A 12,226-nucleotide genomic window follows, 5' to 3' on the forward strand; every position below is an offset into this window, starting at 1 on the left:
TTTATATTTGCAGTATTTGCCGGATATTATCTGGTCCGGCCGTTCCGTCCCGTTTCGGGAATCGTTATTTTAATTTTTCCTGTCTATTCTTTATTTCCCGGTTATGGTATTTCAATAAGAAATAGTTATCTTTGTGTGCTTTTGATCACGTGAAAATAAATTATTATATTAAAGCATGACTATAGTTTTCTATCAGAAAGACGCCACGGTATATGCCGTACAGTATCAGACGTCTGAAAATTCTCTTGATGTCAGTAAATTAGAATGGTTGTTCAGTGGTGCGCACAAAATACAAGGTGATGCCCTGAAAGGTTATTTTATCGGTCCTCGCAGGGAAATGATTACGCCGTGGAGTACGAATGCAGTCGAGATTACGCAGAATATGGGGATCGGGGGGATTCTCCGGATAGAGGAATTTACACAGACGGCTTGTGACAATATACCTTACGACCCGATGTTGCAGGCATTTTATAAAGGTTTGGACCAACATATCTTTACAATCGATAAACAACCGGATCCGATCATTTACATCGATGATATTCGTGCCTATAATGTGAAGGAAGGATTGGCTTTGAATCCCGATGAAATTGCTTATCTGGAAGGATTGGCTGAAAAATTAGGACGGAAATTGACCGATTCCGAAGTATTCGGTTTTTCGCAGGTCAATTCGGAACACTGCCGTCATAAAATTTTTAACGGTACCTTTATTATCGACGGAGAAGAGAAAGAAAGTACACTCTTTAAACTGATTAAGAAAACTTCTCAGGAAAATCCGAATCGGATTGTTTCCGCTTATAAAGACAATTGTGCGTTTATCGATGGGCCGCAGGCGGTGCAATTCGCTCCGCATACCCATGATAAGCCGGATGTTTATGAGACGAGAGAAATAGATACGGTCATTTCGCTGAAAGCCGAAACGCACAATTTCCCGACAACCGTAGAGCCCTTCAATGGAGCGGCAACAGGTAGCGGTGGAGAAATTCGTGACCGTATTGCCGGAGGGCAAGCAGCCCTTCCGTTGGCCGGTACAGCTGTGTATATGACCTCTTATCCCCGTTTGGATGCTTCCCGGATTTGGGAACAGCATATCGATCCCAGAAAATGGCTTTACCAGACTCCGGAGGATATTTTGATCAAAGCTTCCAATGGTGCTTCTGATTTTGGAAATAAGTTCGGTCAGCCGTTGATCTGTGGCTCCTTATTGACTTTCGAACACGAAGAAGACGGACGTACCTATGGGTATGATAAAGTGATTATGCAGGCCGGTGGTGTGGGCTTCGGTAATCGTCAGCAAGCCATGAAGAAAACACCTGGAGTAGGAGATAAAGTGGTGTTGTTGGGAGGTGACAATTATCGGATCGGTATGGGAGGTGGTGCCGTTTCTTCTGTCGATACCGGGGTTTATGCCGGGGCTATCGAGTTGAACGCGGTACAACGGTCTAATCCTGAAATGCAGAAACGGGTTTGTAATGCGATCCGGGCAATGGCCGAGAGCGAAGTGAATCCGATTGTTTCTATCCACGATCACGGTGCCGGAGGACATTTGAATTGTTTATCCGAGCTGGTGGAAGAAACCGGAGGTAAAATACATATGGAAAATCTCCCTGTCGGCGATCCGACCTTATCTGCAAAAGAAATCGTGGGGAATGAATCACAGGAACGGATGGGATTGGTGATGAAGGAGAAGGATGTGGCCGAACTGAAACGTATTGCAGACCGTGAACGGGCTCCGATGTACGTCATCGGTGAAACCACCGGAGATATGAAGTTTACTTTTGAGAATGCAAAAACTCATGAGACTCCGATCGATTTGGAACTGAAAGATATGTTCGGTAATCCTCCTAAGACGATTATGGAGGATAAGACCGTTAAAGAAAAATATGCCGGTCTGGAATACTCCGCCGATAAATTGGAAGAATATTTGGAGCAAGTGTTACAAATAGAGGCGGTTGCTTCTAAGGATTGGTTAACGAATAAGGTAGACCGTTCAGTATCGGGCCGTATCGTGCGTCAGCAGTGTGTCGGTCCTTTGCATTTGCCTTTGAGCGATGTTGCTGCCGTCTCTTTGGATTATAGCGGACACCGTGGGATAGCAACCTCCATCGGACATGCTCCTGTAGCTGCCATGGCCGATGCTCCTGCGGGTTCACGTTTGGCTATTGCCGAAGCGCTGACTAATCTGGTATGGGCGCCGATCGAACAGGGATTGAAAGGAATCTCACTTTCTGCCAACTGGATGTGGCCCTGCCGCAATGAAGGAGAAGATGCCCGGTTGTATCAGGCGGTACAGGCTGCCAGCGACTTTGCTATCGAGTTGGGAGTGAACATTCCTACCGGGAAAGACTCACTTTCTATGACCCAGAAATATGGGGACAAAAAAGTGTATGCTCCGGGAACGGTTATCATTTCTACTGTCGGCGAAGTAACCGATTTCCGTAAAATTGTCATTCCTGTATTGAAAAATGATCCGGCTACCGAGATCGTCTATGTCGATTTCTCATTCGATAAATTGAAATTGGGTGGTTCCAGCTTTGCCCAGATTCTGAATAAAGTGGGCAAAGAAGTGCCCGACGTTAGGGATAGCGAGTATTTTGCCCGTGCATTTACAGCTATTCAGCAATTGGTGGATGAAGGTATCGTTTTGGCCGGACATGATATTTCTGCCGGAGGTATGGTAACGGCACTGCTCGAAATGTGTTTTGCAGATAATCGTTTGGGTTTGGATATCGATTTTTCATTCCTGGCTGAAAAAGATATGATTAAGATCTTATTCGCTGAAAATCCCGGCGTACTGATTCAGATAGCGGATAAGGATGCTAAAAAGGTTTCCGCTCTGATGGATAAAGCCGGTGTTGCTTACGCTTTCTTAGGAAAGCCGGGTAAGGCGGGATTACTGAACATCAAGAAGGATGCGGATAGCTGGTCGTTGGATATCCCTTCTTTACGTGATCTTTGGTTTAAGACTTCTTATTTACTCGACCGGCGTCAGAGTGGCGAAGAGAAGGCATTGGAGAGATACAAGAGCTATAAACACAATGAGTTGAAATATAAATTCCCACAAGGTTTTACCGGCAAATTGGCTGATTTGGGCTTGCAGTTGAACCGTACTGCTAAATCGGGTATCCGGGCTGCTGTGATCCGGGAGAAAGGGTGCCAGTGTGAGCGTGAAACGGCCTGGGCTTTGCATTTGGCCGGTTTTGACGTGAAGGATGTACACATGACCGATTTGATCAGCGGACGTGAAACTCTCGAAGAGGTAAATATGATTGTCTTTGTCGGAGGATTCTCGAATTCTGACGTGTTGGGTTCTGCCAAGGGGTGGGCCGGCGCTTTCAAATTCAATGAAAAAGCACGACAGGCTTTGGAGAATTTCTATAAACGCGAAGACACCTTGAGTTTGGGTATTTGTAACGGATGCCAGTTGGCTGTTGAACTGGGACTTATTTATCCCGAGCATGCTGAAATGCCTAAGATGTTGCATAATGACTCCCATAAGTTTGAATCCGGTTTTGTCAATGTAACGATTCAGCCGAATCATTCTGTAATGTTAAAGTCTTTGGCAGGTAGTCGGTTAGGTATCTGGATCGCTCATGGAGAAGGTAAATTCAGTTTGCCTTATGCCGAGAGTGAATACCATATTCCGATCAAATACAGTTACGATGCCTATCCGGGTAATCCGAACGGTTCACCGTTCGCTACAGCGGCGATCTGTAGTAAAGATGGCCGTCACCTGGCGATGATGCCTCACTTGGAACGGTCTATCTATCCATGGAATTGGGCATATTATGCTGAAGGACGCAGTGAGGATGAAGTGAGTCCGTGGATCGAGGCTTTTGTCAATGCCCGGAAATGGATAGAGGAAAAAGTGAAGGCATAAGCTGAATGTAGTAAGATCGTGTTCATAAACGACGAAGATTATATCGATTTATAACAGGAAGGTTCGATCGCCTTCCTGTTTTTTTTACTTGGACGAGATGTCGGAAAAAAGGTGATGGATAAAGAGTACCGAATTATGAAAACGATCTACAGATATGCAGCAGGACCGGGAGAGGAGATTCGGGAAACAGTGCGGTAAACTGATTTGTATGAATACTACAAAATGGTAAATGCCTTCCTGGGGGATGTGATTATCGAAAAAGCTTTTCAAAAAGAAGGGAACTTTGGAGGGGAGAGGTTATACATGTCGGATCACTCGCTATTATCGGCAGTCTGGAAAATGAACGTATTCAGATCAGATAAGGAAGAAGTATCAACGGTTGCAAGAGTTGGCCTTGGTCAGTCTGATCGTTGTCACTCTTGTAACCGTTGAATTTTTAAATTTACATTGTCGTTCCGATAATCCCCTTTTTAGATTGTTCGATAAAATCTACCAGGTAAGTGATTTCCGGACTGAGAGGAATAATATCTTTGATTCTTCGCAGGGCATTTTCCAGACTGGTACCGCATTGATAAATTTGCCGGTAACATTTAGCTATATTATCGATCACATTTTCGGTGAGATGGCCTTCTTTAGCCAGGATCAAAGCATTGATTCCATAGTAACTGATCGGATTGTGGGCCGCCACGATATAAGGCGGAACATCTTTGTTGGCGCGGCAGCCGTCACGCAATAGTGCCCAGCTTCCGATACGGCAACCGTGTTTGACGATCACTTCACTACCTAAAATCGCCTTGTCGTCGATAATACAGTTTCCTGCTGTTTTGGCACCGTTTCCCAATACACAATGGCTGCCTAAATGGGTGTCGTGTGCCAGATGTACGCCTTCCAGCAGAAAGTTACCGTCTCCGATTATCGTACAATCGGTTGTGTTCGTGCCCCGGTTAAGGATCACTTTCTCCCGTATGGTATTGTGATTACCGATTTTCAGGAGGGTATCCTCACCCTTGAATTTAAAATCCTGAGGAGTAGCACCGATGATGGCACCCTGATAGATGATATTATCCGTTCCCATACGGGTGCCACTGAGAATACTGGCATAAGGCATGATCGTACAATTGTCTCCGATTTCGACATTCTTGTCGATATAGGCAAAAGGATGAATGGTAACATTCGCTCCGATCCGGGCTTCTTTATCTACATACGCTAAAGGACTGATCATATTTTTTGTTTTTAAGGTTAGTGTCGTTATTTAGTGCCTCCACCCAATGCATGGTATAGGTTTACTACGGCCTGCAAACGCTGGAACTCATCGGAAATTCCGGACAACTGAGCGTTTAACAGCGATTGTTGTGCTGTCAGTACTTCCAGGTAATTCGTATTAGAGGTACCTAAAGTTAGTAATTCCTGTGTATACTCCACCGATTTTTCCAATGAATTTATTTGTTTCACCCGTTGTATCCGTTTATCTTCAGCCGATTGATACAGACTCAGTGCATCGCTGACATCGGCGCCTGCATTCAATATCGCTTGTTCGAAACTTAACATCGCCTCTGCTTGCTGGGCTTTGGCAATCTTTAAGCGGGCAATATTCGCTCCCCGGTAAAATAAAGGTTGAGTCAGTGAACCGATAGCCGAGGCAATCATTTTTCCGGGATTGATGATCGTGTTCCCGGCTTGATTGGTCCATCCATAAGTCCCGCTGATGGAGATCGACGGATAGAAAGCAGCACGTGCTTCGTTGGCATTATAATATGTTCCTGCTAATGCCATTTCTGCCGCTTTGACGTCCGGACGGTTGGATAACAATTGTACCGGGACGCCGGTATGCAGTATTGTCGGGAGTTGTTGGTCCTCCAGCTTGCCGCGTTCGATTTTCTGAGGAGCTTGTCGCAACAGTAAGGATAAGGCATTCTCGGTTTCCCGGATCTGATTTTTCAGGTCGGAGATAGAAGCCAGCACCATATAATAATTGGCTTCGCTTTGTACAACTCCTGCTTCATTGACCATCGCCGCCTCTTTCATCGCTTTCATGGTCTCGACATTTTCTCCCCATAATACGGCAGTTTCTTCTGTGATCTGCAACTGCTTGTCGAGCATCAGTAAGGTGTAATAATAATTGGCTATTGCAGCGACAACCTGGGTTTGCACAGCTTGTCGATAGGCTTCACTCCGTAATAAGGCTGCTTTCGCCGCCCGTTTTGTATTTAGAATCTTTCCGAAAAGATCCAATTCCCAACTTGCTGAAACGGGCAGGGACCAGCTCCAACTGCCTTTCATCCGGTCGAAACTACTCACTCCGCCTTGGGGGGCAAGGGTAAGAGAAGGAAGGTAGGATAAACGCGAAGTCATCAGGCTGGCTTGAGCTTCTTTTACCTGCAACATAGCGGTTTGCAAGTCTGTATTTCTTTCGAGACCCAAGCGGATCAACACTTGTAATTGAGGATCGGTGAAAACCTTCTCCCAGGGTAGATTGGCCATATTGACGGTATCGGATACCAGGGTATCGTTCACCGAAACAGGATCCCTGTACAAGCCTTGCGTATCTACTTCGGGACGGCTGTATGGTTTGTATATATGGCAGCTGCCCAGTAGAGCTGCCATACATAAAGGATATATAATCGTTTGTATTTTCATGGTATTTCTTATTTCGTATATTGTTCAATTTCAGAGGCGATATCCGTATTATCCGTATCATGCCATTCCAGCGGTTTGACTTTTTCCTGGATATGTTCGAAAACAACAAACAAAGCCGGAACAATAAAGATCTGACAGATCATTCCGATAAACATACCACCGATCGCTCCGGTTCCCAAAGTGCTGTTACCGTTGGCTCCGACTCCATGAGCGAACATCAGCGGCAGCAATCCGATGACCATAGCCAGGGAGGTCATTAAGATAGGGCGTAACCGGGCAGAAGCTCCCGATACGGCTGCTTCGGTAATGCTCATACCGGTTTTCCGGCGGTCTAAGGCGAATTCAGTAATCAATATCGCATTTTTAGCCAACAGACCGATCAACATAATCAAAGCGATTTGCATATAAATGTTGTTTTCTACTCCCATGATCTGAGCGAAAATAAAACTACCCATCAATCCGGAGGGGACGGAAAGCAGTACGACCAGAGGCAGAATATAACTTTCATACTGTGCACTCAGCAACAAATAGACGAATACGAAACACAGTGCGAATATCATCGCTGTCGTACTCCCGCTACTACTTTGTTCTTCCCGGGTCATTCCGGAAAATTCGAATCCATACCCTGTTGGCAAGGATTGGGCGGCAACTTCTTCGATAGCTTTAATCGCCTGTCCGGAACTATAGCCGTCAGCCGGCGAACCGTTCACACTCATGGAGGTAAACATATTGAAACGCTTGATGTTGTCGGGACCGTATACTTTTGTCAGCGTCATAAATTGACTGATCGGTGCCATTTCGTTTCCGTTCCGGATTTTGACGTTTTGCAGAGATTCCGGATTGATCCGATAACGGGGATCTGCCTGAATCATTACCCGGTATAATTTACCGAAACGGTTGAAATTGGATGCATATATACCGCCGTAATAGCCTTGCAAAGTAGTTAGGATATCGTTGGGACTGATACCGGCTTGCTTACATTTGGCTGCATCTATATCGATCATATACTGAGGGAAAGTGGGGTTGAAAGACGTTTGAGCCGTAGCGATTTCAGGCCGTTCTTTCAATTTTCCCAGAAATTCCTGAGCAACTTCATAGAAAGTATTCAAATCTCCACCGGTTTTATCCTGTAAGTTGAACTCGAAACCGTTGGTGACACTGTAGCCGGGGATCATCGGAGGGGCGAATAACAATACTCGGGCATCTTTGATCAGAGATTGAGCCTGCATATATAGGGTACCGATTACCGTATTGGCATCTTCCCCTTTACCCCGTTCTTTCCAGTCTTTCAATTTTATGATCAGCGTCCCGTATGAGTTACCTTGTCCTGCCAGGAAGCTGTAACCGGTTACCTGGGTCCTGCTCTTCACTGCCGGATTGGCTGCCACCAAACTGTCTACCTGTTCCATAACGGCTTCGGTTCTCTCCTGGGCGGTACCCGGTGCCATATCGACTACGGCGAAAATGGTTCCGGTATCTTCATTGGGAACCAATCCGGTAGGAGTGATGTTCATCAGGAAGATCATAACGACGATAGTCGCTATAACGATGGCAAATGATAAAAATTTACGACGGATAAAGAATGTGATTCCTCGTTCGTACTTTTTCAGGGTAACATCATAAGCGGCATTGAATGCGATGTGGAAACGTTCGATCAGAGAAGTCTTTTTCTTCTCTCCGTTTTTATCGTGGGGATGTAAAAATATAGCACACAATGCAGGACTTAACGTTAAGGCATTGATTGCCGATAGGCCGATAGCAATAGCCATCGTGAGCCCGAACTGCCGGTAGAAAGTTCCTGAGGTTCCTGTCATAAAACTTACCGGAATAAATACAGACATCATGACCAGGGTGATGGATACAATGGCTCCCCCCAGTTCGCTCATCGCATCGATAGAAGCCAGACGGGCCGATTTATACCCTTGGTCGAGCTTGGCATGAACCCCCTCGACGACGACAATGGCATCGTCGACAACAATGGCAATGGCCAATACCATGGCACATAAGGTTAGCAGATTGACACTGAAACCGATCAGGTACAGACCGAAGAAAGTACCGATCAGCGCAACAGGGATTGCTATGGCCGGGATCAAGGTGGAACGAAAATCCTGCAAGAAGATATATACCACTAAAAATACCAGTACAAATGCTTCGAGCAAGGTTTTCAATACTTCGTGGATAGAAGCGAACAAGAAGTCGTTGGCATTCAACAATTCTACGACTTTGACTCCGGGAGGTAAGGTCGGTTCCACTTTTTTAAGGTATTCCTGAATGTCCTGGATGATGGTCGTAGCATTGGATCCTGCCGTTTGGAAAATGATTGCGGTTACTCCCGGATGTCCGTTGACATTGTTCTGGAAACCATAAGTCAACCGGCCTAATTCGACTGTTGCAATATCTTTCAAACGCAAAATTTCTCCGTCGGAGGTAGCCCGGATAACGATATTTTCAAATTCTTCCTGCGTTTGTAAACGCCCCTTGTATTTCATGACATATTGAAAGGACTGATTACCCCGTTCTCCGAATTGTCCCGGAGCAGCTTCGATGTTTTGTTCTGCTAAAGCAACCGATACATCACTGGGCATCAGTTTGTATTGGGCCATAACATCCGGTTTCAACCAGATACGCATCGAATAGTCGGTTCCCATCACCATGGCGTCTCCAACCCCCTGAATACGTTTAATTTCAGGGATAATGTTGATGTTCATGTAGTTCTCCAGAAATTCGTTATCGTATTTATCGTCGGAACTATAGAAAGAAAAACCTAGCAGCATACTGGATTGCCGTTTTTGGGTGATGACTCCTACCTGGGTGACTTCGGCGGGAAGGAATCCCTGGGCTTTAGCTACCCGGTTTTGCACATTTACTGCAGCCATATCGGGGTCGGTACCCTGCTTAAAATAAACTTCTATGCTGGCTTCTCCGGTATTGGTCGCTGTGGAACTCATATACATCATGTCCTCCACACCGTTGATTTGCTCTTCCAGCGGAGCGATAACACTGTTCAGAATAGTCTGTGCATTGGCCCCGGTATAGGTTGTGGTGACCCGGATGGTTGGAGGGGCGATATCCGGATACTGCGATACAGGTAAGGATACAAGTCCTAATATACCCAATATAACGACGACAATGGAAATTACCGTTGAAAGTACCGGACGGTTAATAAATCGATCTAATTTCATTTTCTTAAGCTTTAAAGCAGATTATTTATTCACAGGTTGGGTGGCAGCTTTGATTTTGGCAGCTGCAGCCTCAGGAGTGATCGGTTGGATCTGGGTGCCGTCCCGGAGCGTTCCTACTCCTTCGATAACGATTCTGTCTCCCGGATTTAATCCCGAAGTAACGACGAAATTTTTACCGTCATCCAATTTGAATACTTCGACTTCAGTATTTTTTACCTTCGAGTCGGCATCTACGACAAACACAAAACGTTTATCCTGAAGTTCGTAGGTGGCTTTTTGAGGTACCACCAACACATTCTGAAGTTGGGAAGGAATGATAACGGAACCGGTGCCTCCGCTTCTCAATAGACGTTGAGGGTTGCTGAAGGTGGCACGTACGCTTACCGATCCGGTTGTTTGGTCGATTACTTCACTGATCGTCTCGATTTTTCCTTGCTGGGAATAAGGACGGCCGTCTGCGGTGGTTAAAGATACCGGAGGCATTTTTTCCAAAATCTTACTGGAAGTGCTGTCCTGACGGATCAGGTCGAGTAATTGTTTTTCAGTCATAGAAAAATAAGCATACATTTCTGAAATATCGGAAACCGTTGTGAGCGGAGTCGTCATACTCGGACTGACCAGGGAACCGACCCGGAAAGGTACTTTTCCCATGACTCCGTTGACGGGACTTGTGACTTGCGTATAGGAGAGATTTTTTTCGGCGTTGGTCAGCTGTGCCTTCGCCTGAGCCAGGGCTGCCTCGCTGGAAGCCAGCGCATTCTCTGCTGTCTGAAGATCGAATTTACTGATAATATTCTTTTGTTCGAGTTGCCGCTTGTTTTTTGCCGTCAATTCTGCGGTCGCAACATTGGCTTTAGCTACTTCTACAGCAGCTTTTGCTACGTTGACAGCTTCTTCGTATTGAACAGGATCGATAACAAATAAGGTTTGGCCTTTTTGGACACTCGAGCCTTCGTCTACACATAGTTTCGTAATAAAACCACTTACATTCGGACGGATCTCGACATCCTGGCGTCCTTTGAAAGTTGCCGGATAAGCAGAGGTCAATTTTACCGTTTCGGGCTGTAAAGTGATTACTGCAAATTCGGGAACCGTTTGTTGTCTTCCCTGATTTTTTCCTCCACATGCGACACACATTGCACTCAAGGTAATGATGAATAAGTTGTGCATTCGAGTCATTTTCAATTTTTCAATTTTCATATTGCGTATTATTATAAATTTATTTTTGCACTCTTTCCCTTATACATAATTCGTGCTAATTCTTTCAAATATTTCCGGGTATTAAGAATATTTGATAAAAATTGGATTTGAGAAATGTAAGAAATGTTAAGATAACGTTTGAGAGATGTAAAATGCCCCATCTTTAAAGAAAATGAAATGACTGATCGGGTATAAGTATCACTCATAAATGGGTATGATTACTAACAAGTGACAAAGATAACAGATATTTTTATTTTTCGTAAATAATGTAATAAATAGATGACAGGAGGTTGTTTTAATTTTAAAATGAAGAGATATGGCTTTTAAAATTGCATTTTTTGATACAAAACCTTATGACAGGGCTTCGTTTGATGAGGTGAATGAAAAATATGGTTTTGAGATTCTGTACCACAAAGGGCAGTTGAACCGGAATAATGTGGTCTTGACCCAAGGAATGGATGCGATCTGTATTTTTGTGCATGACACGGCGGATACCGCAATTATTGAGCAAATGGCCGGTTACGGGGTCAAACTGATCGCTTTAAGGGCTGCCGGATATAATAATGTAGATTTGGCTGCTGCTAAAGATAAATTGAAAGTGGTTCGGGTACCTGCTTACTCTCCTTATGCAGTTGCCGAACATGCTGTTGCACTGATGTTGGCTTTGAACCGGAAAATTCATCGGGCTTATTGGCGTACCCGGGATGGTAATTTCGCTTTACATGGCCTGATGGGATTCGATATGAATGGGAAAACAGCCGGAATTATCGGGACTGGGAAGATTGCACGGATTCTGATCCGGATTTTGCAGGGGTTCGGTATGAAAGTAGTGGCTTATGATCTTTATCCGGATGAAAAATATGCCCGGGAGGTCGGGATCTCTTATGTTTCATTGGATGGTCTGTATGCACAAGCAGACATGATTTCTTTGCATGTTCCCCTGACTGATCAGACCAAAAACATGATCGACGCACAGTCTATCGCTAAAATGAAAGAAGGCACGATAATCATAAATACGAGTCGGGGACAATTGATCCATACCAATGCCTTGATCGAAGGGTTGAAAAGTAAAAAAATAGCAGCTGCCGGATTGGATGTTTATGAAGAAGAAGAGGGGTATTTTTATGAAGATCAATCGGATAAAATTATCGATGATGATGTCCTGGCCCGTTTACTCTCGTTCAATAATGTCATCGTTACCTCACATCAGGGATTTTTTACCCGGGAAGCAATGCACAATATTGCAGAGACTACCTTGCAAAATATACAGGATTTTATCGATGGAAAGACATTGGTAAATGAAGTTTCCTAAAAATAACCTGGATGTTTA

Annotated in this window: 6 protein-coding genes; 2 read left to right on the forward strand and 4 right to left on the reverse strand. The window is 44.8% G+C overall.

The features are described from left to right. Positions 1 to 175 precede the first annotated feature (175 nt). Complete coding sequence (gene purL, locus ODOSP_RS02785; protein WP_013610891.1) at positions 176 to 3,877, forward strand: phosphoribosylformylglycinamidine synthase; 3,702 nt, start codon at positions 176 to 178, stop codon at positions 3,875 to 3,877. 442 nt (positions 3,878 to 4,319) lie between these two features. On the opposite strand, the gene lpxA is transcribed toward purL, so the two are convergent. Genes lpxA through ODOSP_RS02810 form a run of 4 tightly spaced genes read right to left on the reverse strand, consistent with a single transcriptional unit; the run spans position 4,320 to position 10,896 of the window. Beyond that, positions 4,320 to 5,099 carry an acyl-ACP--UDP-N-acetylglucosamine O-acyltransferase gene (gene lpxA, locus ODOSP_RS02795; protein ID WP_013610892.1) on the reverse strand — a complete coding sequence of 260 codons (780 nt, stop codon included), beginning with the start codon at positions 5,097 to 5,099 and terminating at the stop codon, positions 4,320 to 4,322. A 26-nt stretch (positions 5,100 to 5,125) separates the two neighbouring features. Further along, entirely contained in the window at positions 5,126 to 6,514 is a 1,389-nt protein-coding gene (locus ODOSP_RS02800; RefSeq protein WP_013610893.1) for an efflux transporter outer membrane subunit, read from the reverse strand. 8 nt (positions 6,515 to 6,522) lie between these two features. Continuing rightward, positions 6,523 to 9,696 carry an efflux RND transporter permease subunit gene (locus tag ODOSP_RS02805; protein WP_013610894.1) on the reverse strand — a complete coding sequence of 1,058 codons (3,174 nt, stop codon included), beginning with the start codon at positions 9,694 to 9,696 and terminating at the stop codon, positions 6,523 to 6,525. A gap of 21 nt (positions 9,697 to 9,717) precedes the next feature. Beyond that, on the reverse strand, positions 9,718 to 10,896 hold the full coding sequence (locus tag ODOSP_RS02810; protein WP_013610895.1) for an efflux RND transporter periplasmic adaptor subunit: 1,179 nt from the start codon (positions 10,894 to 10,896) through the stop codon (positions 9,718 to 9,720). 316 nt (positions 10,897 to 11,212) lie between these two features. Here ODOSP_RS02810 and ODOSP_RS02815 point away from each other — a divergent pair, with 316 nt between their 5' ends. Then, entirely contained in the window at positions 11,213 to 12,208 is a 996-nt protein-coding gene (locus ODOSP_RS02815) for a 2-hydroxyacid dehydrogenase (protein WP_013610897.1), read from the forward strand. Positions 12,209 to 12,226: the final 18 nt, after the last annotated feature.

This window comes from Odoribacter splanchnicus DSM 20712, from assembly GCF_000190535.1.
Classification (GTDB): domain Bacteria; phylum Bacteroidota; class Bacteroidia; order Bacteroidales; family Marinifilaceae; genus Odoribacter; species Odoribacter splanchnicus.

What these genes read in the sequence shown, in the direction of transcription:
- purL (WP_013610891.1), top strand. Translation starts at nt 176, where the DNA reads ATGACTATAGTTTTCTATCAGAAAGACGCCACGGTATATGCCGTACAG.
- lpxA (WP_013610892.1), bottom strand. Translation starts at nt 5,099, where the DNA reads ATGATCAGTCCTTTAGCGTATGTAGATAAAGAAGCCCGGATCGGAGCG.
- ODOSP_RS02800 (WP_013610893.1), bottom strand. Translation starts at nt 6,514, where the DNA reads ATGAAAATACAAACGATTATATATCCTTTATGTATGGCAGCTCTACTG.
- ODOSP_RS02805 (WP_013610894.1), bottom strand. Translation starts at nt 9,696, where the DNA reads ATGAAATTAGATCGATTTATTAACCGTCCGGTACTTTCAACGGTAATT.
- ODOSP_RS02810 (WP_013610895.1), bottom strand. Translation starts at nt 10,896, where the DNA reads ATGAAAATTGAAAAATTGAAAATGACTCGAATGCACAACTTATTCATC.
- ODOSP_RS02815 (WP_013610897.1), top strand. Translation starts at nt 11,213, where the DNA reads ATGGCTTTTAAAATTGCATTTTTTGATACAAAACCTTATGACAGGGCT.